The 25,866-nt window shown below is 60.6% G+C and carries 24 protein-coding genes; 22 read left to right on the top strand and 2 right to left on the bottom strand.

What is annotated here, in order from left to right:
• Positions 1–78: 78 nt before the first annotated feature.
• From thpR to DTF_RS0120450, 21 genes are all read left to right on the top strand, one after another.
• On the top strand, positions 79–597 hold the full coding sequence (gene thpR / locus DTF_RS24875) for an RNA 2',3'-cyclic phosphodiesterase (RefSeq protein ID WP_051361526.1): 519 nt from the start codon (positions 79–81) through the stop codon (positions 595–597).
• A 52-nt stretch (positions 598–649) separates the two neighbouring features.
• Positions 650–1,672, top strand: coding sequence for a recombinase RecA (gene recA, locus DTF_RS0120545; protein WP_027716845.1), 1,023 nt, complete (start codon positions 650–652; stop codon positions 1,670–1,672).
• A gap of 6 nt (positions 1,673–1,678) precedes the next feature.
• On the top strand, positions 1,679–2,824 hold the full coding sequence (locus tag DTF_RS0120540; RefSeq protein WP_027716844.1) for a type IV pilus twitching motility protein PilT: 1,146 nt from the start codon (positions 1,679–1,681) through the stop codon (positions 2,822–2,824).
• A complete protein-coding gene (locus DTF_RS0120535) occupies positions 2,821–3,279 on the top strand; it encodes a regulatory protein RecX (protein WP_027716843.1) in 459 nt (152 codons plus the stop codon). Before DTF_RS0120540 ends, DTF_RS0120535 begins: the two co-directional genes overlap by 4 nt.
• A gap of 12 nt (positions 3,280–3,291) precedes the next feature.
• On the top strand, positions 3,292–5,940 hold the full coding sequence (alaS, locus tag DTF_RS0120530; RefSeq protein WP_035058422.1) for an alanine--tRNA ligase: 2,649 nt from the start codon (positions 3,292–3,294) through the stop codon (positions 5,938–5,940).
• A gap of 170 nt (positions 5,941–6,110) precedes the next feature.
• The gene (locus DTF_RS0120525) at positions 6,111–7,235 is read left to right on the top strand and encodes a hybrid sensor histidine kinase/response regulator (protein ID WP_304412892.1); all 1,125 of its coding nucleotides are present in this window, start codon (positions 6,111–6,113) and stop codon (positions 7,233–7,235) included.
• Between the two features lie 152 nt (positions 7,236–7,387).
• The gene (hslV, locus tag DTF_RS0120520) at positions 7,388–7,918 is read left to right on the top strand and encodes an ATP-dependent protease subunit HslV (RefSeq protein WP_027716840.1); all 531 of its coding nucleotides are present in this window, start codon (positions 7,388–7,390) and stop codon (positions 7,916–7,918) included.
• Positions 7,915–9,264 (top strand): ATP-dependent protease ATPase subunit HslU, encoded by a 1,350-nt coding sequence (gene hslU / locus DTF_RS0120515; RefSeq protein WP_027716839.1) that lies wholly within the window; start codon positions 7,915–7,917, stop codon positions 9,262–9,264. Before hslV ends, hslU begins: the two co-directional genes overlap by 4 nt.
• Positions 9,265–9,376: 112 nt before the next feature.
• Entirely contained in the window at positions 9,377–10,261 is an 885-nt protein-coding gene (gene argB / locus DTF_RS0120510) for an acetylglutamate kinase (protein ID WP_027716838.1), read from the top strand.
• 31 nt (positions 10,262–10,292) lie between these two features.
• The gene (locus DTF_RS0120505) at positions 10,293–11,486 is read left to right on the top strand and encodes an acetylornithine transaminase (protein ID WP_027716837.1); all 1,194 of its coding nucleotides are present in this window, start codon (positions 10,293–10,295) and stop codon (positions 11,484–11,486) included.
• Between the two features lie 94 nt (positions 11,487–11,580).
• Positions 11,581–12,489 (top strand): ornithine carbamoyltransferase, encoded by a 909-nt coding sequence (argF, locus tag DTF_RS0120500; protein ID WP_027716836.1) that lies wholly within the window; start codon positions 11,581–11,583, stop codon positions 12,487–12,489.
• A gap of 111 nt (positions 12,490–12,600) precedes the next feature.
• On the top strand, positions 12,601–13,233 hold the full coding sequence (locus tag DTF_RS27490) for an RDD family protein (RefSeq protein WP_081703124.1): 633 nt from the start codon (positions 12,601–12,603) through the stop codon (positions 13,231–13,233).
• Positions 13,234–13,280: 47 nt separating this feature from the next.
• The gene (locus DTF_RS0120490) at positions 13,281–14,498 is read left to right on the top strand and encodes an argininosuccinate synthase (RefSeq protein ID WP_027716835.1); all 1,218 of its coding nucleotides are present in this window, start codon (positions 13,281–13,283) and stop codon (positions 14,496–14,498) included.
• 77 nt (positions 14,499–14,575) lie between these two features.
• Complete coding sequence (locus DTF_RS0120485; protein WP_027716834.1) at positions 14,576–15,070, top strand: NUDIX domain-containing protein; 495 nt, start codon at positions 14,576–14,578, stop codon at positions 15,068–15,070.
• A gap of 6 nt (positions 15,071–15,076) precedes the next feature.
• Positions 15,077–16,237 (top strand): hypothetical protein, encoded by a 1,161-nt coding sequence (locus tag DTF_RS0120480; RefSeq protein ID WP_027716833.1) that lies wholly within the window; start codon positions 15,077–15,079, stop codon positions 16,235–16,237.
• Positions 16,231–17,619, top strand: coding sequence for an argininosuccinate lyase (gene argH, locus DTF_RS0120475; protein ID WP_155890893.1), 1,389 nt, complete (start codon positions 16,231–16,233; stop codon positions 17,617–17,619). The genes DTF_RS0120480 and argH overlap by 7 nt, the downstream gene beginning before the upstream one ends.
• A 31-nt stretch (positions 17,620–17,650) precedes the next feature.
• Positions 17,651–18,412, top strand: coding sequence for a hypothetical protein (locus DTF_RS0120470; RefSeq protein ID WP_027716831.1), 762 nt, complete (start codon positions 17,651–17,653; stop codon positions 18,410–18,412).
• Positions 18,413–18,554: 142 nt separating this feature from the next.
• The gene (gene dapA, locus DTF_RS0120465) at positions 18,555–19,430 is read left to right on the top strand and encodes a 4-hydroxy-tetrahydrodipicolinate synthase (protein ID WP_027716830.1); all 876 of its coding nucleotides are present in this window, start codon (positions 18,555–18,557) and stop codon (positions 19,428–19,430) included.
• Positions 19,431–19,485: 55 nt separating this feature from the next.
• A complete protein-coding gene (dapB, locus tag DTF_RS0120460; protein ID WP_027716829.1) occupies positions 19,486–20,289 on the top strand; it encodes a 4-hydroxy-tetrahydrodipicolinate reductase in 804 nt (267 codons plus the stop codon).
• 362 nt (positions 20,290–20,651) lie between these two features.
• The gene (locus DTF_RS0120455) at positions 20,652–21,887 is read left to right on the top strand and encodes an LL-diaminopimelate aminotransferase (RefSeq protein WP_027716828.1); all 1,236 of its coding nucleotides are present in this window, start codon (positions 20,652–20,654) and stop codon (positions 21,885–21,887) included.
• A gap of 82 nt (positions 21,888–21,969) precedes the next feature.
• Positions 21,970–22,605 (top strand): flavodoxin family protein, encoded by a 636-nt coding sequence (locus DTF_RS0120450; RefSeq protein ID WP_027716827.1) that lies wholly within the window; start codon positions 21,970–21,972, stop codon positions 22,603–22,605.
• A 457-nt stretch (positions 22,606–23,062) separates the two neighbouring features.
• Here the strand turns inward: DTF_RS0120450 and DTF_RS0120445 are convergent, their stop codons facing one another.
• Positions 23,063–23,722 carry a hypothetical protein gene (locus tag DTF_RS0120445; RefSeq protein ID WP_051361523.1) on the bottom strand — a complete coding sequence of 220 codons (660 nt, stop codon included), beginning with the start codon at positions 23,720–23,722 and terminating at the stop codon, positions 23,063–23,065.
• Positions 23,688–25,088, bottom strand: coding sequence for a selenium-binding protein SBP56-related protein (locus DTF_RS0120440; RefSeq protein ID WP_027716825.1), 1,401 nt, complete (start codon positions 25,086–25,088; stop codon positions 23,688–23,690). The genes DTF_RS0120445 and DTF_RS0120440 overlap by 35 nt, the downstream gene beginning before the upstream one ends.
• Positions 25,089–25,281: 193 nt before the next feature.
• On the opposite strand from DTF_RS0120440, the gene DTF_RS0120435 reads away from it, so the two are divergent.
• The gene (locus DTF_RS0120435; protein ID WP_027716824.1) at positions 25,282–25,779 is read left to right on the top strand and encodes a DUF6010 family protein; all 498 of its coding nucleotides are present in this window, start codon (positions 25,282–25,284) and stop codon (positions 25,777–25,779) included.
• Positions 25,780–25,866 lie beyond the last annotated feature (87 nt).

Here is a 25,866-nt window from a genome sequence, read left to right as displayed (position 1 = left end):
CCCTTGATAGAATAGGGGAAGTTATGCTATCCGTAGGACGCTTATTCCCTCCTTTCCAGATAGAAGCCAGAGGGGTCGATGAAGAAGGCCGCGCAGGTTCAGAGAACGCTGGCCGAATCCCTGCCGGGGATGAATTGGGTCCGCTCCGAAGGAATGCATCTGACCCTCAGGTTTTTCGCTTCCATCGATGAAGAAACCCTTGATAGAATAGGGGAAGTTATGCTATCCGTAGGACGCTTATTCCCTCCTTTCCAGATAGAAGCCAGAGGGGTCGGCGCCTTTCCCTCCGCTGGCCGTCCCCGGGTCATCTGGCTCGGCCTCCGCCATGACGAGCCGCTCCGGAACCTGCACGCAGTCCTGGAGGGGGAGTTGGAAGGAATCGGGGTCCCTGCGGAGGAGAGGCGGTTCAAGCCCCACCTGACACTGGGACGAGCCCGGCGCCGGCTGCCTCCGGCTCAAGAGGTTCTCAAGCCCTATCAAGACTTTTCCGGCGGAACGATGCCTGCAGACAGACTGATACTTTTCGAAAGCCGCCTCCAGCCCTCGGGGGCGCTTCACCTGCCCCTGAAAACCGTCGCGCTGGCAGGCCAGGTGTGAGGCTTCTCCTCGCACCTCACTTTTTAAACATGCAACCGGAGGATAGAATATCATGGCGGACAGCAACCGCGATCGTGCCATCGACCTGGCCATGGGCCAGATTGAAAAACAGTTCGGCAAGGGCAGCATCATGCGTCTGGGCAAGGACGCACCCCTGCCCGGGGTCCAGGCCATTTCCACCGGCGCGCTCTCGCTCGATGTCGCCCTGGGCGTCGGCGGCGTCCCCCGTGGACGGATCATCGAAATCTACGGCCCTGAGTCCTCCGGCAAAACCACCCTCGCCCTCCATATCGTCGCCGAGGCCCAGAAGACAGGGGGCATTGCCGCTTTCGTCGATGCCGAACATGCCATCGACACCCATTACGCCCGCAAGCTCGGGGTCAAGATAGACGACCTGCTGGTTTCCCAGCCCGACACCGGCGAACAGGCCCTGGAGATCACCGAAGTGCTGGTGCGCAGCGGCGCCATCGACGTGCTGGTGGTCGATTCGGTGGCGGCTCTGGTTCCGCGGGCTGAAATCGAGGGGGAAATGGGCGACTCCCATATGGGTCTCCAGGCCCGGCTCATGTCCCAGGCCCTGCGGAAGCTGACGGCCACCATCAGCAAGTCGAACTGCTGCGTCATCTTCATCAATCAGATCCGGATGAAAATCGGCGTCATGTTCGGAAACCCCGAAACCACGACCGGGGGCAACGCCCTCAAGTTCTATGCCTCGGTTCGCATGGACATCCGCCGGATCGCCTCCCTCAAACAGGGTCAGGATGTGATCGGCAACCGCACCCGGGTGAAGGTGGTCAAAAACAAGGTTGCCCCCCCCTTCAAGGAAGCGGAATTCGACATCATGTACGGCACCGGCATCTCTCGGGAAGGCGACCTCGTCGACCTGGGCGTGGAGGCCGGCATCATCGATAAGAGCGGCGCCTGGTTCTCCTGCGGAGATGAGCGCATCGGCCAGGGCCGGGAAAACGCCAAACAGTTTCTCAAGGAGCACCCCGATATGGCCCAGGCGGTCGAGGGGAAGATCCTCGAACACTTCGGGCTGCAGGAACCGACAGCGGTCGCCGAGGGAGCGTAAGAATCGATGGAATTGAACGACATTCTTTCCGTGGCCCTGAAATCCAGGGCTTCGGACATTCACCTGAAGGCGGGACTTCCCCCGATCTACCGGATCGACGGGGCTCTGCGCCCTCTGCCCAAGGCTCCGCGCATCGCTCCGGACGTCATTCGCCAGATCGCCCACAACATCATGAACGAGCGCCAGCGTGCCCGCTTCGATGAAATCCGGGAAGTCGATCTGGCCTATGGGGTCCCCGGACTGGGGCGGTTCCGCGTCAATGTCTTCACCCAACGCGGCACCATCTCCATGGTCTTTCGGGTCATCCCCGTCGACATCCCTGACATCGACAACCTGAACCTGCCGTCGGTGATCAAGAAAATCGCCATGGAAGAGCGCGGCCTGGTGCTGGTGACGGGAGCCACCGGCTCGGGAAAATCGACCACTCTGGCCGCCATCCTCGACTTCATAAACGCTAATCGCACCAGCCATATCGTTACCATCGAGGATCCCGTCGAATTCCTGCATCGGGACAAAAAGAGCATCATAAATCAGCGGGAAGTGGGCTCCGACACTGAAAATTACACCATTGCTCTCAAAAGCGCTCTGCGCCAGGATCCGGACATCATCCTGGTGGGGGAGATGCGGGACGAGGAAACGATCGAGACAGCCCTTCACGCCGCCGAAACCGGCCACATGGTTCTCTCCACCCTCCATACCATCGATGCCACCGAAACCATCAACCGCATCGTCGCGGTCTTTCCTCCCTACCACCAGAGACAGATCCGCCTGCAGCTCTCGGCGGTCCTCAAGGCGGTCATTTCCCAGCGCCTGGTCCCGTGCTCCGACGGCAAGGGGAGGGTGCCGGCCATCGAGATCATGCGGTCGACCGCGCGCACCCGCGAACTCATCGACGACAAGGAAAAGACCAAGCAGATCAGGGAGGCTATCCAGCAGGGGTTTGTCGCCTACGGGATGCAGACCTTCGATCAGTCCCTCATGGGACTGCTGAAGCGCAAGCTCATCACCTTTGAGGAAGCCATGCGACAGGCCTCCAATCCGGACGATTTCAAGCTGAAGATGTCCGGGATTTCCTCCACCTCCGATCTCTCCTGGGAAGACTTCGAAAAGGACGGGAACTCGGCGGAGAAGGAAGCAACCGATCCGTCGTGAAAGAATCTGACGCCCTGCCGGCCGCCTTGCGGCTCCTGACCATGCGGGAACACAGCGAGGCGGAACTCGCCGAGCGGCTCCGGAAAAAAGGTTTCAGCCCGTCAAGCATCGAGGCGGCGCTGCAGCGCTGCAGGGACCTGAGATATGTGGATGATGCACGGTTCGCCCTGGAAAGGGCCCGCTCTCTGATGCGAAGCGGCCGGGCGGTGGGTCGACGGATATTGGCCGATCTCAGGGCGCGCGGTGTGAATGAAGCCGCCGCTTTGGCGGCCATTGAGGAAGCGGAACGGGAATGCAGCGAGGAAGAACTCCTCGCGGATCTTCGTCGCCTTCGGTTTCCCGATTTCTCCTACGCGAGCGCCGATGAAAGGCAGCGGCGGCGGGCGGTCAATTTTTTTCTGCGCCGGGGGTTTCCCCTCTCCTTGGTGCTTTCATTTCTGAAGGAAGAAAGGTAGAAGAATCCCATCATGCACACCGGCAATGAAATCCGCAGCCGCTTTCTGCGCTATTTTGAGGAACGGGGCCACACGATCGTCCCCTCCTCCTCTCTCATCCCCCACAACGATCCGACCCTGCTTTTCACCAACGCCGGAATGAACCAGTTCAAGGACGTTTTTCTGGGGCGGGAGAAGCGCGATTACACCCGGGCCGCCAGCTCCCAGAAGTGCGTGCGGGCCGGAGGCAAGCACAACGATCTGGAGAACGTCGGCCGCACCGCCCGCCACCACACCTTCTTCGAGATGCTCGGCAATTTCTCCTTCGGCGACTATTTCAAAAAAGAAGCGATCGCCTTCGCCTGGGATTTCCTCACCCGGGAGCTCGGGCTGGACAAGGACCTTCTCTACGTGACCGTCTACACCGAGGACGATGAGGCGGCCGAGATCTGGCACCGACAGGAAGGCGTGCCGCGGGAGAGGATCTTCCGCTTCGGTGAAAAGGACAACTTCTGGTCGATGGGGGATACAGGCCCCTGCGGCCCCTGCACGGAAATCTTCTGGGACAATGGCCCGGAGATGGCCTGCGAAAATCCGGATTGCGGCGTCGGCTGCGACTGCGACCGCTACATGGAAATCTGGAACAACGTCTTCATGCAGTTCGACCGCAGCGCCGACGGCACCCTGACGCCGCTTCCCAAGCCGTCCGTCGATACGGGCATGGGACTGGAGCGCATCTGCACCGTCATGCAGGGGGTGAAGTCCAACTACGACACCGACCTGCTGCGCGGAATCATCGCCTTCGTCGAGAAGCTCTCGGGCAAAACCTATGGAACCAGGGATTCCGACGACGTCTCCATGCGGGTGATCGCCGATCACAGCCGGGCCACGGCCTTTCTCATCGGCGACGGCGTCCTGCCGAGCAATGAAGGGCGCGGCTACGTGCTGCGGCGGATCATGCGCCGCGCCGCCCGCCACGCCAAGATGCTCGGCTTCGCCGAGCCGGTCCTGTACCGTAGCGCCCGCTATGTCATCGAATCGATGGCCGGCGCCTATCCAGAACTGGCGGAAAGGGCGGATTACGTCGCCAAAGTGGTCAGGAACGAGGAAGAGCGCTTCATCCAGACCCTCGACAACGGCCTGCGCATCCTAAACGAAGAAGTGGCCAAACTCAAAAAAGGCGGCCTGAGAGTCATTCCCGGCGAAATCGTCTTTCGCCTCTACGACACCTTCGGTTTTCCCGTCGACCTCACCGCCGATATCGTCGAGAGCGAAGGCTTCTCCCTTGATGAAGCAGGATTCGACGTATGCATGGAGCAGCAGCGCCGGCAGGCCCGCGAACACTGGAAAGGCTCCGGCGAGGAGGCTGTTTCCGCCGTCTACCGACAGATGCGCGAGGAAAACATCCGCAGCGAATTCACCGGCTACAACACCCTGACCGATTACGGCGTCGTTCTGGCCATCCTCCAGGAAGGCCTCCCGGTAGCCGAGGCAGGAAAAGGCGAGCAGGTTGAAATCATCACTTCGACCACCCCTTTCTATGGCGAGTCGGGGGGCCAGGTCGGCGATCAGGGCGAGATCCGCACCGGCGAAGCCAGGATCAAGGTGATCGATACCAGAAGACCCCTTCCGGACCTGACGATCCATGTCGGAGAAGTCGTCTCCGGTGTTCTTAGGAAGGGAGATGCCGCCGACCTGCTCGTGGATGCCGCTATCCGCCAGGCCACGGCCCTGAACCACACCTCCACCCACATCCTGCAGGCGGTCCTCATCGAAATCCTGGGTGATCATGTCAAGCAGGCGGGCTCTCTGGTCACTCCGGAGCGGCTGCGCTTCGATTTCACCCACTATTCGGCACTGAGCCCCGAAGAGATCGCGCGGGTGGAAAAGGAAGTCAACCGGCGGGTCCGGGAGAACGAACCGGTGTCCACCGAGGAGACCTCCGCCGAGCAGGCTATCGCCAGCGGAGCCACCGCCCTGTTCGGAGAAAAATACGGAGAGACCGTCCGGGTTGTCCAGGTGGGCGAATTCAGCACCGAGTTGTGCGGCGGCACCCATATCACGGCGGCAGGCGACATCGGTCTGTTCAAGATCCTGCAGGAGACGGGAATCGCCGCCGGCGTACGGCGGATCGAGGCGGTCACCGGAGCCCGGGCGCTGGAAATCGTCAGAGAACAGGAACAGGCTCTGGAGCGCATGGCGGTCCTGCTCAAAAGCGATCGCGGCCACCTGGAGACCCGCCTGCAGAAGCTTCTGGAGCAGCAGAAGGAGATGGAGAGGGAATTGGCTGCGCTGCAGAGCAAGCTCACTTCCGGCCGTGCCGGAGAGCTGCTGGATCAGGCCCGGGAGGTGAAGGGAGTCAAGGTGCTTTCGGTACGGGTGGAAAGCACGGATGCCAAGGGGCTGCGGGAGATGGCGGACCGGCTCCGGGAAAAACTCCACTCCGGCGTTATCGTCCTGGGGTGTGAAATTGACGGAAAGGCCAACCTCTTGGTCGCCGTCACCTCTGATCTGACCCAGCGTCTCCACGCCGGCAGACTCATCAAGGAACTAGCCGAGCGGGTGGGCGGCCGGGGAGGCGGCCGGCCCGATATGGCTCAGGCCGGCGGCAGCCAGCCCGGGAAGTTGGACGATGCCCTGGCAGCGGCCGACGAACTGGTCGAGGCCATGATGGTAGGCTAGCTATTGTCGGCGGGAAAAGTGCTATACTTTCCCCGATGCAGAAATGATGCAGAAGCGGCCTCGCTGACGGGGCTTGCAGATGATGCGCCCCCGGGGTTGTCATTTATTTTGAATATGGTGCTGACGTTATTGCTTCGACTCCCCTTCCCATGGACGGGGTGGAGGAAATATTGCAACTGGAAATCGGGGAAGAACTCAGGCTGCAGCAGGAAACAGATGAGAGGTGCATCCTGGTCGTCGACGACGAAGCCGTCATCCGGGACCTCTGCACCAGGATCCTGAAAGGCTACAGGATCTTCCAGGCTGCCGACGGCGATGAAGCGCTTGCGATTCTCGCCCGGCACCCCGTGGACGTGATCCTCACCGACGTCATGATGCCCCACATGAGCGGACTCGAACTCCTGCATTCCGTCAAGGAAAAATCGCCAAATCAGGCAGTGGTCATCATGACCGGCTACGCCGATAAGGAAACGATTCTTCGCGCCCTCAAGGCTGATGCCGACGATTTCATCAGCAAGCCGATCAACCTCCTGGAGCTGAAAACGACCATTGACAGGGTCCTTGAGAAGAAAATCCTCAAGGAGGAACTGCTTCATCTCAAGCGTTCAGACCGCCTCAAATCCGACTTTCTCGGCCTTATTTCCCACAAGCTCAAGACCCCCGTTACGGCCATCTCCCTGTTCATCCAGAACCTTGCCCGCGGCATCGGGGATCCTGATGATCCGGCCTTTCAGTCGACGCTCTCTCTTATCCTCGAGGAATCCGACTACCTGACATACCTGATCCAGGACCTTCTTTATTACAGCGAGGCCATTCTGCAGGAAGGTCCGCCCCAACTGAGTATGATCAATCTCAGGAATCTGGCCGAGTCTGTTCTGGCCTCCTCGCGAGACGCCGCCGCCGCACAGGGAATCACCGTCACCAGTTCCCTGCAAGGGGAGTACCCTTCGATGGAACTCGATCGACAAAGGATCGATTTCGCCCTCAAGGCGGTGCTGGACAATGCCGTCAAGTTCACTCCCGAAGGAGGCACCGTTTCGCTCTCGGGAGAGGTTTCGACCGATTCCGTGCAACTGATCATCCGGGACACGGGAAGAGGGATACTCCCAGCTGAACTGCCGAAAATCTTCGAAAAATTCTATCAAATCGATCCCGGCAATACAGGCCAGGTGCGCGGGTTCGGCCTGGGACTTTTCTATACCCGTGAATTCATTCAGAGCCATGGCGGACGAATTCACCTGGAGAGCGAGCCAGGCCGGGGGACGACCGTGACGCTGGTGCTGCCCCGACAATAGGGCCCCTCCGCCATTCTGTATGATCGCCGCAGCCCCGGATCGTCTGTTCAGGCGTATATGGGTTTCGCGGCATTATTCTTTTTTTGGCCGGAACACTGTGGTATATTTTTTCCTTTGTCGATGTTCCGTCCACCCTTGAAGAAGGAAGACGCATGTTTCGGGGAACCACCATCCTTTGTGTGCGAAAGAACGGCAGCGTTGCCCTTGCCGGAGACGGTCAGGTGACCATGGGCAACACGGTCATGAAACACACGGCGCGCAAGATCCGGCGCATGCATGACGATAAGGTGCTGGCGGGATTTGCCGGGAGTACCGCCGACGCATTCACACTGTTCGAAAAATTCGAGGCCAAGCTCCAGGAATTCCGCGGAAACCTGTCGCGGTCCGCGGTGGCGCTGGCCAAGGACTGGCGCACCGACCGCATCCTGCGCAAACTCGAAGCCCTGCTGATCGTGGCGGACAAGGAAACCACTCTGGTGCTGTCGGGAGCGGGGGACGTGATCGAACCCGACGACGGGGTCGCCTCCATCGGTTCGGGAGGCCCTTTCGCCCTGGCCGCGGCCCGCTCCCTGGTCGCGCATTCTCCTCTCTCGGCCCGGGAGATCGCCGAAGAGTCGATGAAGATCGCCTCCGAAATCTGCATCTACACCAATGACCGGATTCTGGTCGAGGAACTGACGTGAATAATTTTACTCCCAGAGAGATTGTCTCCGAACTGGACCGCTACATCATCGGCCAGAAAGGGGCCAAACGGGCCGTAGCGGTGGCCCTGCGCAACCGCTGGCGCCGCCGGCAGGTCCCCCCGGAGCTGCGCGACGAGATCGCCCCCAAGAACATCATCATGATCGGCCCCACCGGTGTGGGGAAGACAGAGATCGCTCGGCGCCTCGCCAAGCTCGCCCAGGCTCCCTTCGTCAAGGTCGAGGCAAGCAAATTCACCGAGGTCGGCTATGTCGGCCGCGACGTCGAAAGCATGGTTCGCGACCTCTTGGAACTGGCCATCATCATGGTCAAGGAGGAAGAGGCGCAGAAGGTACGGATCAAGGCCGAGGACCATGCCGAAGAGCGCCTGCTCGACCTCCTTTTCCCCGGAGAAGCCACCGGCTCCGCCGAAACCGAAGGCGAAGGCGAAACCCGGGAGGCTAAACGGGAGGCCACAAGGGAGAAGCTGCGCAAGCTGCTGCGGATGGGAGAGCTCGACAATCGTTTCGTGGAGGTGGAAACCCAGGAAGTGAAGATGCCGATGATGGAGGTCTTCACTCCCCAGGGGAGCGAGGAGATGGGGATCAACTTCAAGGAGATGTTCGGCAATCTCTTCCCCAAGAAGACCAAGCGCCGCCGGATGAAGGTGTCCGAGGCCAGGGAGCTTCTCATCGACTCCGAGGCCGAGAAGCTGGTGGACATGGACAAGGTGCATACCCTGGCCAAGGAGCGCACCGAGGACAGCGGCATCATCTTCATCGACGAGATCGACAAGATCGCCAGCCGCGAGGGGGGACACGGGCCCGAGGTCTCCCGAGAGGGGGTTCAGCGGGACATCCTTCCCATCGTCGAAGGGAGCACGGTGAACACCAAATACGGTCCGGTCAAGACCGACCACATCCTCTTCGTCGCCGCCGGGGCGTTTCATGTCGCCAAGCCGAGCGATCTGATCCCGGAGCTGCAGGGCCGCTTCCCGATCCGGGTCGAGCTGGAGAACCTGGGGGAAGAGGAGTTCGTCCGCATCCTGACCGAGCCGAAGAATGCGCTGATCCGCCAATATACGGCCCTGATGGCCACGGAGGAGATCGAGCTGGACTTCAAGGAAGACGCCATCCACGAGATCGCCCGCACCGCCGCCCTGGTCAACGAGCGCACCGAGAATATCGGCGCCCGGCGCCTGCACACGATCATGGAAAAGCTTCTGGAAGACCTCTCCTTCGAAGCGCCCGAGCGGCGGGAGAAGAGGATCGATATAGACGCCGCCTACGTGCGCGACCGCCTGGCCGAGATCGTTCAGGATGAGGATCTTTCGCGGTACATACTTTAAAGGCGGTGACCGGTGATCCGCGAGGTAAAATCCCGCTTAACAAATCACCGATCACTGATCACGGTTTTCAAGCCAATCACCGATCACTGATCACGAATCACGGGATTTTGATATGCAGGAACTGATCAACAAGGCCAAGGTGCTGATGGAGGCGCTGCCGTACATCAAGCGCTTCGCCGACAAGACCATCGTCATCAAGTACGGCGGCAACGCCATGGTCGAGGAGCGGCTCAAGGAAGGGTTCGCCAGGGACATCATCCTGATGAAGTACATCGGGCTCAACCCTGTGGTGGTGCACGGCGGCGGACCGCAGATCGGCAGGGTCCTCAAAGAGATGGGCAGGGAGTCGCGCTTCGTCCAGGGGATGCGGGTCACCGATTCCGAAACGATGGACGTGGTGGAGATGGTGCTCGGCGGCAAGGTCAACAAGGAGATCGTCGGCAACATCAATCGCCACGGCGGCAGGGCGGTCGGCCTCTCCGGCAAGGACGGAGGTCTCATCCTGGCCCGCAAGCTGGAGATGAAGGCGGTCAATCCGGATACCCTCACTCCGGAGATCATCGACGTGGGCATGGTCGGCGAGGTCGAGTCGGTGCATCCGGCCATTATCGACGCACTGGAAAAGAGCAACTTTATTCCGGTCATCGCCCCCATAGGCGTCGGCCTGGCAGGCGAAACCTACAACATCAACGCCGACCTTGTCGCCGGAAGGGTGGCCGGAGCGCTACGGGCGGAAAAACTCATCCTCCTCACCGATGTCGAAGGGGTGAAGGACAAGGATGGGCGCCTGATCTCCACCATCGACGTGTCCCGGGTGCCGGACCTGATCAACGACGGCACCATCTCCGGCGGCATGATCCCCAAGGTCAACTGCTGCGTCGACGCCATCGGGGAGGGAGTCACCAAGACCCATATCATCGACGGCCGCATGGAGCATGCCTGTCTGCTGGAGATCTTTACGGACAAGGGGATCGGAACGGCAATTGCGCGGTTCTGAGGGGGCTGAATAATTCTATCAGGGATAACTTATGAAAGACTCACAGCAGTGGATTGACCGGGCCGAGAAGGTCATCATGAAGACCTACGGGCGCTACCCGATCGTTCCGGTGCGGGGCGAGGGGTCGGTGCTCTGGGACGCCGACGGCAGGCGCTATCTCGACTTTCTTGCCGGAGTAGCGGTCAACAATCTGGGGCACTGCCACCCGAAGGTGGTCAAGGCCATACAGGAGCAGGCGGCTAGGCTTATCCACTGCTCCAACTACTATCACATCCCTCAGCAGATCGAACTCGCCGAGCTTCTCTGCGACCGCAGTTTTGCCGACCGGGCGTTTTTCTGCAACAGCGGGGCCGAGGCCAACGAGGCGGCGATCAAACTCGCCCGCAAGTACAGCCGGGAAAAGTTCGGCCCCGAGCGCTACGAGATCATCACCGCCGCCGAGTCGTTCCACGGCCGCACCATGGCCACCGTCTCGGCCACCGGACAGGAGAAGGTGCAGCGTTTCTTCGACCCGCTGCTGCACGGCTTCAAGCACGTTCCCTTCAACGACACGCAGGCCATCGCGGCAGCGGTCAGCGCCAATACCTGCGCCGTCATGCTCGAGCCGATCCAGGGAGAAGGCGGTGTCAACGTTCCGGATGCCGACTATCTACGGCAGGTACGCGAAATCTGCGACCGGCACGACCTGCTGCTGATCCTCGACGAGGTGCAGACCGGCCTCGGACGGACCGGCAGACTCTTCGCCCACGAGCATTTCGGCGTCGCTCCCGATATCATGACCCTGGCCAAGGCACTGGCCGGCGGCGCCCCCATCGGCGCCATGCTGGCGAAGGAGGAATACGCGGCCGCCTTCACCCCCGGCACCCACGGCTCCACCTTCGGCGGCAATCCGTTGATGGCCTCCGCGGCGCTGGCGGCGGTGAACGTCATCCTGGAGGAGGGGTTGCTGGAGAACGCCGTCGCCATGGGCGCCTACCTGACCGGTGAACTGGAGAAGCTGAAGAGTCGTTATTCTTTCGTCACCGGGGTGCGCGGCATCGGGCTGATGGTCGGCATGGGGCTCTCCGTTCCCGCCGGCGACATCGTCAAAAAGGGACATGAGCGCGGCGTCCTCCTCAACGTCACCCACGACACCGTGCTTCGCTTCGTGCCGCCGCTCACGGTAACCCGCGCGGAAATAGACGAGATGATCGGTATCCTCGACGGCATCTTGGCTGAAATATAATCTGTCATTGGTCATTCGTCCTTTGTCATTTGTTTAGAACCAATGACCAAGGACAAATGACAAAGGACACAATTCGACTTCAGGAGATTTGTTTGTGAAAAAAGACTTTCTCTCCCTCTCCGACTGGAGCCGTGACGACCTCGAGGCGATTTTCGATCTGACCCGCGACCTCAAGTCCAGGCAGAAACGGGGAGAGCCCCATCCTCTCCTGCGGGGCAAGACCCTCGGGATGATCTTCGAGAAGAGTTCGACCCGCACCCGTGTCTCCTTCGAAGTCGGGATGTACCATTTGGGGGGGCATGCCCTCTTCCTTTCATCGGGGACCACCCAGATCGGCCGGGGGGAGCCGATCAAAGACACCGGCCGGGTCATGTCCCGGTACGTCGACGGAATCATGATCCGCACCTACTCCCAGGAAGGTGTGGAGGAGCTGGCACACTGGTCCGGAATCCCGGTGATCAACGGCCTCACAGACCTCTTTCACCCTTGTCAGGTCATGGCGGATCTGTTCACCGTCATCGAGCACAAGAGCGATTACCGCAACCTGACCTACTGTTGGATCGGCGACGGCAACAACATGGCCAACAGCTGGATCAATGCCGCCGCCGTCTTCGGCTTCGAACTGAAGGTCGCCACCCCCGGGGGATACGCCCCGAACCCGGAGGTGGTCGAGCGCGCCCGGCAGGCAGGAGCGAAAATCACCTACACCGCCGACCCGCTTGAAGCTGCGCGCGGAGCCCACGTCCTCAACACCGACGTATGGGCCAGCATGGGGATGGAAGCCGAGCAGAAAGAACGTGAAAAGGCCTTTGTGGGCTTCCAGATCAACGGCGACACCCTCCGAGTGGCCGATTCCGCCTGCATCGTGCTGCACTGCCTCCCCGCCCACCGGGGGGAGGAGATCGCCGACGAAGTCATCGAAAGCCCCCACTCGGTGGTCTTCGACGAAGCGGAAAACCGGCTGCACGTGCAGAAGGCGATCTTGGCGACATTAATGGGTTGAAACCAGCTGCAAGCTCCGAGCTGTAAGTAAAATGCCGCCTTACAGCTTACAGCTTACAGCTTACAGCTTACAGCTTACAGCTTATAGCTTACAGCTTATAGCCAGGCACTTATGACCATCACCTGCCCCCATTGCGGTTTTTTCCGGGATGTCGATTCTGACCGGATTCCCTCTCGGGCAACCCGGGCGAGCTGCCCACGATGCCGGAAGAGCTTTCCTCTGCCCCGCGGGATGGTAGCAGCTCCGGTATTCGGGCCAGCTGAACCGGAACTGCAGTCGGAGGCGGAAGAAGTTCCGCACCCCTCGCCGACGACGCTCCCGAAGGCCGGGTTCTGGATCAGGATGATTGCCGCTATTGTAGACTGGGTGCTGGTCACGGCGGTCGAGGTCACGCTCGGTCTGTTGCTGGGACTGGCGACCGCCCGTTTCGACGGCGGCCTGAACGGGTCGGGACAAAGCATGATCTCCATTGTCATCTGGCTTTTCGGCACGGTGCTGACTGTGGCGTACTACGTCTTCTTTACCGGTTATTGCGGCCAGACTCCCGGAAAGATGGCCCTTCGGATCAAGGTAATCCGCACCAACGGCATGGAAATCGGGTACGGCAAGGCCGCCCTGCGGGAGGTCCTCGGAAAATTCGTCTCGGTAATCCTTCTCGGCATCGGCTATCTCATGGTAGCCTTCGACCTTCAGAAACAGGGGCTGCACGACAAGATAGCCGACACGTATGTCATAAAACTCTAGGCTCAAGGTTTCCTTGACCCTGTATCCTTGATAAGGAGAACATTGAAATGTCGCGTAAAGGTACCGTCAAAAAAGCCGTTCTCGCCTACTCCGGCGGACTCGACACCTCCATCATCCTCAAGTGGCTGGTGGAGGAATACGGGTGTGAAGTCATCGCCTTTTCCGCCGATCTCGGTCAGGGGGAAGAACTCGACTTCATCCCGGAGAAAGCCCGGAAGACCGGCGCCAGCAAGTGCTACATCGAGGATCTGCGTGAGGAATTCGTCCGCGATTTCGTCTTCCCCATGTTCCGCGCCAACGCCATCTACGAGGGACGCTATTTCCTGGGCACCTCCATCGCCCGGCCGCTCATCGCCAAGAAGCAGATGGAGATCGCCGAGGCCGAAGGGGCCGACGCCGTCTCCCACGGCGCCACCGGCAAGGGTAACGACCAGGTCCGTTTCGAACTCGGCTACTACCATTTCGACCCGAGCATCCATGTCATCGCCCCCTGGCGGGAGTGGGATCTCAACAGCCGCACGGCGTTGGAGGAGTACGCCCGTCAGCATGATATCCCGGTGCCGACCAGCAAGAAGTTCCCCTGGAGCTCGGACCGCAACCTGCTGCACATCTCCTTCGAAGGGGCGATTCTCGAAGATCCCTGGGCCGAAGCTCCGGAAGAGATGTACGCCCTGACCGTCCGCCCCGAGGACGCTCCCGACCAGCCCGAATACGTGGAAATCGAATTCAGGGGCGGAGATCCGGTGGCCGTCAACGGCGAGCGACTTGCCCCGGCGGCCCTGCTGGCCAGACTCAATGCGTTCGGCGGTAAACACGGCATCGGACGGGTCGACCTGCTGGAGAACCGATACGTCGGGATGAAGAGCCGCGGCGTTTATGAGACCCCCGGCGGCACCATCCTCGAGGAAGCGCACCGGGCGGTCGAGTCGATCACCATGGACCGCGAAGTCATGCACCTGCGCGACTCCCTGGTCTCCCGCTACGCCGAGATGATCTATAACGGCTACTGGTTCGCTCCCGAGCGCCTCGCCTTGCAGGCCCTCATCGATGAAACTCAGAAGACCGTCAACGGGATGGCCCGGGTCAAGCTCTACAAGGGGCACTGCCGCACCGTCGGACGCAAATCTGATACCGATTCCCTGTTCAACGTCGAGTTCGCCACCTTTGAAGCCGACCAGGTCTACAACCAGGCCGACGCCGAAGGTTTCATCAAGCTCAATGCCCTGCGCCTGCGCATCCGCAGCATGATGCTTAAGAACAAGTGAGGGGTCAGGGGAGGGGAGTGAGGGGATTAACTCTGCTTTGCTTTGACTCCTCACCCCTCACGCTTTACGGTTTCCGAATGGACTACACCAAACAGCATATAAAGACCTCGGTGGTCGCCTGCGTCATCGATGCCGAAGAGCGGGTCCTTCTGACTCGACGCTGCATACATCCGTTCTGCGACCAGTGGGTGATGCCGGGGGGGAAGATCGACCTGGGGGAGCCGATCCTTGCGGCTCTCCACCGCGAGGTCAAGGAGGAGGTGGGTATCGAGATCCATGTCGAGGGACTCATCGACGTGTTCGAGCACCTTGAAGTCGGGAAGAGGAGTGATCATTTCGTCATCCTCTACTATCGGACCACCCCTCTGACTTTTGACTTGACCCCCAACGGCCAGGAGTGCACCGAGGCGAGCTGGGTGCCCAAGGAACGGCTGCCGGATTTCGACATTCCGGCCGGCACCCGCCACATCCTCTCCAAGGTCTTTCCCGAGCTGGGCTGGGGCAACGGCGCTCCGCCGGAGCGCACCGCCGAAAGCGAGATCCCTGGCGGCTTCAAACCGCCCGGACCCTGAGCAGACATGATCCGCATCGTCGAAAAAGATCTCTCCATCGAGTTCCCCCGGGGACATCACCAGCACTGTCTGATCGCCCAGATTCCCAACCATCTGGCCATGGAGGATTTCGCCTGCCGCCTGGCCGACCCCGAGAGCAAATGGAATCAGATCCGCACGATTCTCGAACTGGTGGCCGAAGGTCCCGGCAACCTGAAAAAATGTCACTTCCTGCTTCTCCCCGAATCGGCCATGCCGGCCCGCTCGGTGGACAAGGCGCTGACGTTCATCGATCGACATTTCCGGCCCAACACCATCACCACCTTCGGCGTCGAACACATCCGTCTCAGCGAATATCTCGATTTTCTCAAGCTCTACCGGTCCGACAACGAGGAGGCTCTGGCCTCAGCACAGGAAGACCTGGATGCCGGCGACATCGATGAATTGGCGGTCAACTGGAGCGTTACCGCGGTCAAGGAGGCAAACGGCAAGCTCAGGGTCTTTCTCCAGGCCAAGAGCCATCCCTTCGTGGGAGAAGAGGCCATCGATTCGGTCCACGACCTCTACAGGGGGAAGATCTTTCCCCTCTTCCGCTGTCATCCGACCTGCTTCAACTTCATGTCGGTGATCTGCCTCGACTACGTCTATCGCGATCTCTACCAGTCGAACATCAGCGTGGTCATCGAAAAGGCCAACGAACTTTTTTACGAAACGCGCCAGCGCCTCGACCTGCTGATCGTCCTGGAATGCAACCCCAAGCCGGAGCACAAGGCCTTCCGCGACGTCATCAACGGCTTCTATGGCGAGTACCTGGCCTACACCCCCGGCGTGCGGGATACGATCACTGTCTTCTGCAACTCCTCGGACCGCACCAGCGGGCTCCCCGGCGCCGACACCTGCACCTTCGGCTACTCCTCGGTGATCATTCACGAGAGCCACAAGATAGGTCCCTTCCAATACCCCGAGTTCAGCAGCGACGATTTCGACGGCCTGCCGGTGTGTCGCCTGCGCTTCGGCCCAAAGACCCGGCTCTACTATTTCAACCTGCCTCTTTTCCACGAACTCGATCCCCGCACCACCCGGGTGCCGCTGAAGATCCACGGCATCTTCCGTCCGGCCGGGAACCGCTGGATCCGCATCGAGGATGAGGAATACCACTACACGGATACAGGAGAAACCGAATCATGAGCGACAAACCCTGGGCTGGCCGCTTCACCCAGCCCACCGACAAGTTCGTCGAGGAATTCACCGCCTCCATCGCCTTCGACCAGCGGATGTACCGCTATGACATCCAGGGGTCCATAGCCCATGCCCGGATGCTTGCGAAACAGAAAATCATCGCCGCCGAAGACGCCGAGCAGATCATCGGAGGACTGGAGGCGATCCTGTGCGACATCGAGGCGGGCCGCTTCGAGTTCAAGGTCAGCCTCGAAGATATCCACATGAACATCGAGGCGCGCCTCATCGAGCGCATCGGCCCGGTAGGCGGAAAGCTGCATACCGCGCGCTCGCGCAACGATCAGGTCGCCGTGGACGTCCGGCTTTACCTGCGCGACGAGCTCAAGGAGATTCTCGGCTATCTCGACGCCCTGCAGGAATCCCTGCTCAACCAGGCCGAGATGAACCTGGCGGTGATCATGCCGGGCTATACCCACCTGCAGACCGCGCAACCGATCCTCTTCGCCCATCATATGCTTGCCTATTACGAGATGGCGCGCAGGGACGCCGGCCGCCTCCGGGATGTCCTCGGGCGGCTCAATTTCCTCCCTCTGGGGGCCGGAGCCCTGGCCGGAACCACCTTCCCCATCGACCGGGAGTTCGTCGCCGAGCAGCTCGGCTTCGACGGGGTCACCCGCAACAGTCTCGACAGCGTCTCCGACCGCGACTTCGCCATCGAGTTCTGCGCCGCCGCCTCCATCCTGATGATGCACCTCTCGCGCCTCTCCGAGGAACTGATTCTGTGGTCCAGCGCCGATTTCGACTTCATCGAGCTCACCGACGCCTTCTGCACCGGCTCCTCCATCATGCCGCAGAAGAAGAACCCCGACGTTCCCGAACTGGTCCGCGGAAAGACCGGCCGGGTCTACGGAAATCTGATCTGCCTGCTCACCCTGATGAAATCGCTCCCCCTGGCCTACAACAAGGACATGCAGGAGGACAAGGAGCCCCTTTTCGACACCATCGACACGGTCAAGGGGAGTCTGAAGATCTTTGCCGACATGATCGCCGAGATGAAGGTGAAGGCCGAAAATATGCGGATAGCCGCCGCCCGGGGCTTCTCAACCGCCACCGATGTGGCCGACTACGTCGTGCGCAAGGGGATTCCCTTCCGCAACGCCCATGAAATCGTCGGCAAAACCGTGCGCTACTGCATCGAAAGCGGGAAGGACATCCCCGCGCTGTCCCTGGAGGAATTCCGACAGTTCTCCGACGCCATTGAGGAGGACATCTACGACTTCGTCACCCTGGAAGCCTCCGTCAATGCCCGCCGCGCCACCGGCGGCACCGCCCGCGAGGCGGTCGAGCGGGAGATCGCCCGAGCGAGGGCGGAGCGGCAAAAAAGCAAATAAGAAAAACGGCGTCATAGATTGGAGACTCATTGTGCTCAGACCCCTCCTGACGATCCTCGCAGTCCTTCTCGTCCTCCTTGCCGGGTGCGGCAAGAAGGGCCCGGTGCAGCCTCTCAAGCAGCCTCTTCCCGCCGCCCCCAAGGAACTCGCCCTGCGGCAGATGGGGACGCGCTTCGTCCTCGCCTGGGATATTCCAAAGGTGAACCAGAACGGCACCCCTCTGACCGACCTGAAGGGTTTCAAGGTATTGAGGATGAGGTACGATCTGGCCGAGGATTGCCCCGAGTGCCGGGATACCTCCGTACTGCTCGAGGAAATTGATCTTGACTTTCTGCGGGAGGTGATCCGGCGCGGCGACCGTCTCTACTTCTGGGACACCGAACTTAAGCCCGATTTCGGCTACAAATACACCGTCGTTCCCTACAATCGACGCAATCGCGAGGGAGACCCGGCTCAGGTGCGGCGCCCCATGCTGATCCCCCCTTTCCCCCCCGACCGACTCGCTGCCACAGCCCACGACCGGCTGGTGCGCCTCGCCTGGGAACCGGCGGTGGAAGATCGTCAGGGAGCGGGATTGCTCGGCTATAATCTTTACCGCCGCACGCCCGGCGAGGCGTTCCCCCCTCGTCCGCTGAACCGCGAACCGCTGATGAATAACGCCTTCGAGGATTTCGACGTGCAGAACGGTACGACTTATGTCTATGCCGTACGCACAGTTGTGAGCATCATGGACCATCCCGTTGAGAGCCTCCTTTCCAATATCGCGGAAGCCGTTCCCCGGGAGGGTCTTTAGAAGCCTCTTTGACATTCACCGGCGGGTATGTTACCAATACTCCCTTACGATTCAGATATTTTCAGCACATTCGTGACATTTATAGCGGGTATGCGCCCGCAAGAAACTGGATCAATTTTCAAACCATTCCGGAGGAGAAATCATGTTCAAGGGATCCATGGTCGCCATCGTCACCCCCTTTGACAGGGAGGGTCGTTTCGACGAGGAGAAGTACCGCGAACTCATCGAATTTCAGATCGAGAACGGCACCGACGTCCTCGTCCCCTGCGGGACAACTGGAGAGTCGGCCACCCTCGATTACAAGGAGCACGACCGGGTCATTCAGACCTGCATCGACCAGGTGAAAAAACGCGTTCCGGTCATCGCAGGCACCGGCTCCAATTCCACGGCCGAGGCCATCGAGCTCTCCCGCCATGCCAAGGAGATGGGGGCCGACGGCGTGCTGCTGGTCTCGCCCTACTATAACAAGCCCTCACAGGAGGGAATCTACCTGCATTACAAGGCGATCGCCGAAGCTGTCGCCATTCCCCAGGTGCTGTACAACGTTCCGAGCCGCACGGGAATGAACATGACGGCGGCCACCACCATCCGTCTGGCCGAATTCTCCAACATCGTCGCCATCAAGGAAGCCTCGGGCAACGTCACACAGGCAGGCGAGATCCTCGCAGCCGCCGGTGACAAAATCGACGTCCTCTCCGGCGATGACTTTCTCACCCTGCCGCTGATGGCTATCGGCGCCAAGGGGATCATTTCCGTTTCCGCCAACGCCATTCCCGGGGAAGTCAAGGCGATGGTCCGGGCGATCGACGAAGGACGGTGGGAGGAAGCCCGCCGGATGCACCTTCGCCTCCTCGAGTTCCACAACACCATGTTCATCGAGTCGAATCCGGTTCCGGTCAAGGCCGCCCTCTCCCTCATGGGCAAGTGCGAAGCCGGCGTACGCCTCCCCTTGGCTCCACTCTCGTCGGGGAGCCTGGAGACGCTCAATGCGATGATGAAAAAGTACGAGCTGATTTAGAAAACATGGGTCTCATAGGACCTATGGGACCGCTAAGACCTATGAAGGAAAAAACATGATCAAAATTGCCGTTACCGGCGCCGCCGGCCGGATGGGCGGGCGGATCATCACCGCCGTCAAGGAGACCGAGGGGGTCGAACTCACCGGCGCCGTCGAGCGCGCAGGTCATCCCCTGATCGGGCAGGACGCCGGCTCAGTCGCAGGCTGCGGCCCGCTGGGGGTCCCCATCCTCGATTCCCTCGATGGCGCCCTCGCCGACGCCGACGTCCTCATCGACTTCACCTTTCCCGAAGTCACGCTCCATAACGCCGAAGTCTGCGCCCGACTCGGAAAGAAGCTGGTGACCGGCTCCACAGGGTTCACCTCCGAGCAGCGCGAGCAGATGAAGCGCCACGCCGCGGCCGTTCCGGTGGTGATGGCTCCCAACATGAGCGTCGGGGTCAACGCCTGCTTCAAGCTCCTCAAGGAGGCGGCCCGGATTCTCGGTGACGGCTTCGACGTTGAGATCGTGGAGCTGCACCACAACAAGAAGAAGGACTCCCCTTCCGGCACCGCCGTGCGCATGGGGCAGATCGTCGCCGAAGAGCTGGGCCGCGACTACGACAAGGTGGCCAACTTCCACCGCGAGGGGATGTGCGGTGAGCGTACTCACGAGGAGATCGGCATGCAGACCGTCCGCGGCGGCGACATCGTCGGCGAGCACACCGTCTACTTCATCGGCATGGGCGAGCGCATCGAGATCACCCACCGGGCCATGAGCCGCGACATGTTCGCCCGAGGCGCCGCCCGCGCCGCCGCCTGGACCGGCGACAAGGGGGCGGGGCTGTATGACATGCAGGATGTGCTGGGGCTGAAGTAGACCGCAGGGGCAAGCCCGACAAGTTTGGGCTCGTTCATCGCGGGCGCTGCGCCCCGCACCCCGCCCGACTTCTTTTGCTCGCCCAAAAGAAGTCGGCAAGAAAAGGGCGTTGTCCTGCGGACGGCATTTCTGCCCCGGAGATTGCTCTTCTGTTTCAGTAGGGTACAGGATTGACCTGCCGTGCTCCGTGGCGACTCCCCTTGCGCGAACGATCAGCAGCCTTGAACAGTCGTCGAGCTCTCAACCTCTCTGCGGACGGGTTGTTGAGTTTAAAATCTTAAATCTGCCGGTCCGTTGGTCCTTCGATTGCCGCAGATGGAACTTTCAATCATTCGAGAATCAACATAGGAAGGAGCTTTTGCATGGCACGCATCAACGACAACTATCTCAAACTCAAGGCCGGCTACCTCTTCCCCGAGATCGGGCGCCGGGTCCGGGAATTCACCAGCGCCAACCCAGCCGCGCGGGTCATCCGCCTCGGCATCGGGGACGTCACCCGGCCGCTGGTTCCGGCGGTCCTCAAGGCTTTTCACGCCGCGGTGGACGACCTCGGCGGCACCGAGAACTTTCACGGCTACGGCCCGGAGCAGGGGTACGACTGGCTGATCGACACCATCATCGAGAAGTCCTACAAGCCGCTGGGCGTGGAGCTGAAGACCTCCGAGATCTTCATCTCCGATGGTTCCAAGTGCGACTGCGCCAACATCCTGGACATATTCGACCTCTCCAACAAGGTCGCCATTTGCGATCCGGTCTACCCCGTCTACAACGACACCAACGTCATGGTCGGCCGCACCGGCGAGGCCAACGACAAGGGGTACTACGAGGGGATCGTCTACATGCCCTGCACCGCGGAGAACAACTTCACCCCCGCCCCTCCCGCGGAGAAGGTGGATATCATCTACCTGTGCTACCCCAACAACCCCACCGGCGCCGTCGCCACTCGGGATGAGCTGAAGCAGTGGGTCGACTACGCCCTGAAGAACGACGCGGTTATCTTCTTCGACGCCGCCTACGAGGCGTTCATCACCGATCCATCCATCCCCCACTCCATCTACGAGATCGAGGGGGCCGAGAAGTGCGCCGTCGAGTTCCGCTCCTTCTCCAAGACCGCCGGCTTCACCGGCGTGCGCTGCGCCCTCACCGTCGTCCCCGAGGGAGTGACCGCCAAAACCGCCAAGGGGGAGACCGTTGCTCTCAACAAGCTGTGGAACCGCCGCCAGAGCACCAAGTTCAACGGCGTCTCCTACCCGGTGCAGAAGGCCGCCCAGGCCGTTTACTCCGACGAGGGGTGGGAGCAGGTCCGCGAGGTCATCGACTACTACATGCAGAATGCCCGCATCATCCGCGAAGGGCTGACCGCGGCCGGCATTAAATGCTACGGCGGCGTCAACGCCCCCTACATCTGGCTGGAGACCCCCGAGGGGATGAGCAGCTGGGATTTCTTCGACAAGCTCCTGCAGGAGTGCAACGTGGTCGGCACCCCCGGCAGCGGCTTCGGCCCCAGCGGCGAAGGGTACTTCCGACTCAGCGCCTTCGGCGAACGGGAGAACGTCGAGGAGGCGGTGCGCCGCATCCGGGAGAAGTGGGGGAAATAAATCTCCCTGATCAGAATCGCGAAGGGCGGCCGACCAGGCCGCCCTTCTTGCCTTTCGAACCAACGCACGGAGGAAAACGGATATGAAGGTGGTGGCATTCAACGGCAGTCCCAACAGGGAAGGAAACACCTGGCACGCCCTCAGGATGGTCACGGCAGAGCTGGAGGCGGCGGGGATCGCGACGGAGATCGTCACGGTGGGGGACAAGGCGATCCGGGGGTGCATCGCGTGCGGCATGTGCGGAAAGAACCTCGACGAGAAGTGCGTCCTTCCCGGCGACGAGGTGAACGAGTGGATCCAGCGGATGAAGGGGGCGGACGGAATCCTCCTCGGCTCGCCGGTCCACTACGCCGCCATGTCGGGGGCGATGAAGTCGTTCCTCGACCGGGCGTTCTACGTGGCCGGCAAGAACGGCGGACTATTCCGCCATAAGGTGGGAGCCTCGGTGGTGGCCGTGCGCCGCTCCGGCGGCATCCCCGCCTTCGAGCAGCTGAACAACTTCCTGATGTACTCCGAGATGCTGATCCCCACCTCCAACTACTGGAACGTGATCCACGGCCGGATGCCGGGGGAGGTGCTCCAGGATGAGGAAGGGGCGCAGATCATGCGGGTCCTGGGGAGGAACATGGCGTGGCTGCTGAAGCTGGTGGAGCACGGCAGGGGGGCTGTGACGCCGCCGATGCAGGAACAGAAGGCTTACATGCACTTCATCCGCTGACCTCTACCTTATCTCTCTCAAAGAAGATGGACGATCCCGACTGGATAGGGAGCGTACTGTGCGCGATCTGGCTGCCGTTGCAGCGGGGATAATAGCCGTGGGGTCGGACCAAGCCAACGAGCTGAAACCGTTAAAAAACGTGGCCAAATTTTCTACCAAAACCTCCCTATAGCTCGATTTTTTAGGCCCAAAATGGGCCTATGGCAAAACTGGCGTCAAAAAGGGGGAGAGGCTGCTTTACAGCAATAGCAGCCTCTCCCCTTTTGTACCGCTCGTTTCGGAACCTCACGAACCGTCCGCCACTTCAAGCAGATATTACCGATTGAAGAGGCCAATGAACCGGCTGCCGCGAGCTGGGGATAAATCCTGGAAGGGGGCTTTGCGGGGATCCTCTTTTTCACATACAAATTCCCCGGCCAAAAAGGGGGATCTGTGAGAAAACAATCAAATAAACGTCTCATAATGCGATAAACAGTGCAATCCCTCCCACCACCAGCAAAGCAACCGCCCAGATCAGGTCGAAGTTGATCCAGTTTCTCCTCAGGACTGCCAGAGAGAATTTCCTGTAAAAAATCCAGGCGACCAGGCCCATGACGGTCAGCATGACCAGGGTGTGCAGGATGACGGCGAAAAACAGGTTCATTCCAGGCTGCATGGGCATCTCATGCCCCCCGTGGCCGTGCGTCATGCCGACCATGGCGGGCGCGACCATCAGCCCCGCCCCGTGGGCCGTTGCCATCAGGAAGGACCATCCGAACAGATCGCCCAGGCTGACCTTCATGCCGACCCAGCGGGGGTGGCGGTAGTAGTTGAACAGCTTGAAAATCCCGAAGGCGATGAGCAGCGCCGCGGTGAGAATCTGCAGCGGCCGAACCGGAATGACGTGGGCGCCGGCATAGACCAGCAGGGCGAATATCGCCACGGATGAGGCATGGCCGGCCGCTATGGGCAGCAACGCCATCCGCAGCGCCCGCTCGCTATTCTGCTGCAGGCCCAGGGAGAGGGCGAAGAGCCACCCCATTCCCGGATTGATCCCGTGGTAGGCGCCGAAACCGATCATCGCCAGCCACGGGCCTAACTCCTCAAGAGGGATAGCAGAAAGTGTCTGTGGAAGCATCGCCGCCCTCGAGACGAATCTGGTGGGATCGGGTTTCACCGAAGTGAACGAAGAAATCCGGGTCCATTTCGATCCCGCCCGCCGGTTTGGCGTTGACCTTGACCATCCATCCCTCCAGCTTCCGGTCCGGGTAAAATTGATCGTCCCAGGTGCTGTAGAGGGAACTGGTGAAATAGATCCGCCGCCCGTCGCGGCTCAGTTCCACCATCTGAGGACCGCCCGCCAGCTCTCCCTGCCATTTGGGATGTCCTTTCCTGGCGACGATCCCGCCGATGGCGACCTTTCCGGCCAGTTTCGGAGCAAAGGGGTCGGATACATCGTACTGGTGCAGCTCCCCGGTTCCCCAGCAGGAGACGTAGAGAAACTTGTCATCCAGAGACAGATCGATGTCGGTCACCAGCGGAGGGATCGCCTTGAAGGGCTTGAGGGCCGGGGGCAGGTCCTTTTCCTCGGCCGGAACCGCCGGAATGGTGATCGTTTTTTTGGCTGCCCAACTTCCGTTTTCCTTGTACCAGGTCCAGATCGAAGCGGACAGGTCGGCGGTGCTGATCACTACGCAGACAAAGCCGTAGGTCTTGTTCGGTTCATGGGCCGGGCGCAGCTCCAAGACCATCTGGTGCTCGGCGCCGAAATCGAGGGTCTGCGCGAGCCTGCGTTTGCGCAGGTCCCAGAAGTGCACCCGGTGACCATACCGGTTGGCCAGCAGGTCTTCCGGTACCAGGCCGTTCTCGAACTGAGCGGGCTTGCCCCACTCACTGGTCATCATGATGTCGTCCGCCAGGTGCCACCAGAAGTCGTAGGCCAGACTCTGATCGCCGCGATGAAGTTCCCACGGGCCTATGACGTTGAAGTTGAAGTGGTCCAGCATGAAAATCCCTCCTGGACCACTGCCGTCAGGCCCCGAGCCCAAGGCGCTGATATAGATGGCGTCCGGACCGCAGTGGACGGTATGAGGGCGGCTGTAGCCCGTTTTGGAAAAGATCTCCTCGGGCTCGATGATCTTGACGATCTTGGGGCGGACGGGATCGGGTTTGGTGTCGATGATGTAGATCCGGGAGCTGCGCATCCCCGGCACGATCAGGTAGCGCCGCTCGAGATGGGGATGCGGCGCGTAGGGACATAGGGCCGAACTGCAGGCGTTCCAGCCGAAGTGATGGAACTCGTCTCCTGCATAGGGCATCTCCAGGGTGTTGACGGTCTGGCTGTAGGTGGGGGAATGGGGATCCAGATCGACAACGTTGAGGACATCGGGGCGCTCGTTGCGCCCCACGTTGAGAGCCACGACGTACGCATGCCGTTCGGGTGGGCCCTGCATGGCCATTCTCGGCGAGGGGTAAAAAGATGGATCGGGTTTCCAAAGAGCCATGATGATACCTCCGTTTCTCTGGTGTGTTTCCGCAATGGCGTAAGCAGAAAACGTAAAATCCTCTTAGAGCCACTAAATCACAACGGCGCGGCTTTTCAATACGCCCCTTCACCTTTCTGCAGAAGGCAGGAGCGAAAGGTACAATGGAGGGGATAGGAGAATGGTGGACCCTTTGCCAATCAGGAGAACAAAGATGGAACCCACGTCGAGCGCAATCGGACTCATTGTGATCGTGGTTCTCTACCTCTGTATCGGGTTCATGTCGGCCGCTGGAACGGTGTACATATCGAAGTCAATTTTCAGCGCGAAGGCAGAGCAGATATTTTTCGGATTGTTCATTATCCCCATCGCGGGCTTTTACCTGGCCTTCACGGCTCACTTCGGAGATAAGGGTGCGTGGCAGTTAGAGGCGACCGCAGTGGCAGTGTTTGCTGTTTTCGGCCTGGTGGGAATTCGAGTCCCTTCTGCTCTCATCATCGGATACCTGCTGCATGGCCTCTGGGACGGGGTCCACGAGTTCAACGCCCATGCCGGCTCTCTATTGGGCTCTGGGCGGACCACATCCGTGCCACTGGCTTACGGATTCTTTTGCGCCGCATACGACTTTCTCATGGCGGCGTATTTTTACACTCGGCGCAATGACTGGCTAGCAGCCTGGCGCGGGATAGCGGCAGCTCGCCCCCATAGGTGAAAACTCCTTTTACGGCAGAATCGAGGCAATCACCCTGACTACCCTCATCGCCCCTCCGGAATGATCCCCAGACCGAACACCCCCGCC

Source organism: Desulfuromonas sp. TF (assembly GCF_000472285.1).
Classification (GTDB): Bacteria; Desulfobacterota; Desulfuromonadia; order Desulfuromonadales; family ATBO01; genus ATBO01.
The sequence above is the reverse complement of the archived record's forward strand: the minus strand, read 5'-3'. Positions and strand labels throughout refer to the sequence as shown.

Coding starts and splice junctions, on each gene's coding strand:
- thpR (WP_051361526.1), top strand. CDS start 79: ATGAAGAAGGCCGCGCAGGTTCAGAGAACGCTGGCCGAATCCCTGCCG.
- recA (WP_027716845.1), top strand. CDS start 650: ATGGCGGACAGCAACCGCGATCGTGCCATCGACCTGGCCATGGGCCAG.
- DTF_RS0120540 (WP_027716844.1), top strand. CDS start 1,679: ATGGAATTGAACGACATTCTTTCCGTGGCCCTGAAATCCAGGGCTTCG.
- alaS (WP_035058422.1), top strand. CDS start 3,292: ATGCACACCGGCAATGAAATCCGCAGCCGCTTTCTGCGCTATTTTGAG.
- hslV (WP_027716840.1), top strand. CDS start 7,388: ATGTTTCGGGGAACCACCATCCTTTGTGTGCGAAAGAACGGCAGCGTT.
- argB (WP_027716838.1), top strand. CDS start 9,377: ATGCAGGAACTGATCAACAAGGCCAAGGTGCTGATGGAGGCGCTGCCG.
- DTF_RS0120505 (WP_027716837.1), top strand. CDS start 10,293: ATGAAAGACTCACAGCAGTGGATTGACCGGGCCGAGAAGGTCATCATG.
- DTF_RS27490 (WP_081703124.1), top strand. CDS start 12,601: ATGACCATCACCTGCCCCCATTGCGGTTTTTTCCGGGATGTCGATTCT.
- DTF_RS0120490 (WP_027716835.1), top strand. CDS start 13,281: ATGTCGCGTAAAGGTACCGTCAAAAAAGCCGTTCTCGCCTACTCCGGC.
- DTF_RS0120485 (WP_027716834.1), top strand. CDS start 14,576: ATGGACTACACCAAACAGCATATAAAGACCTCGGTGGTCGCCTGCGTC.
- DTF_RS0120480 (WP_027716833.1), top strand. CDS start 15,077: ATGATCCGCATCGTCGAAAAAGATCTCTCCATCGAGTTCCCCCGGGGA.
- dapA (WP_027716830.1), top strand. CDS start 18,555: ATGTTCAAGGGATCCATGGTCGCCATCGTCACCCCCTTTGACAGGGAG.
- dapB (WP_027716829.1), top strand. CDS start 19,486: ATGATCAAAATTGCCGTTACCGGCGCCGCCGGCCGGATGGGCGGGCGG.
- DTF_RS0120455 (WP_027716828.1), top strand. CDS start 20,652: ATGGCACGCATCAACGACAACTATCTCAAACTCAAGGCCGGCTACCTC.
- DTF_RS0120450 (WP_027716827.1), top strand. CDS start 21,970: ATGAAGGTGGTGGCATTCAACGGCAGTCCCAACAGGGAAGGAAACACC.
- DTF_RS0120445 (WP_051361523.1), bottom strand. CDS start 23,722: ATGCTTCCACAGACACTTTCTGCTATCCCTCTTGAGGAGTTAGGCCCG.
- DTF_RS0120440 (WP_027716825.1), bottom strand. CDS start 25,088: ATGGCTCTTTGGAAACCCGATCCATCTTTTTACCCCTCGCCGAGAATG.
- DTF_RS0120435 (WP_027716824.1), top strand. CDS start 25,282: ATGGAACCCACGTCGAGCGCAATCGGACTCATTGTGATCGTGGTTCTC.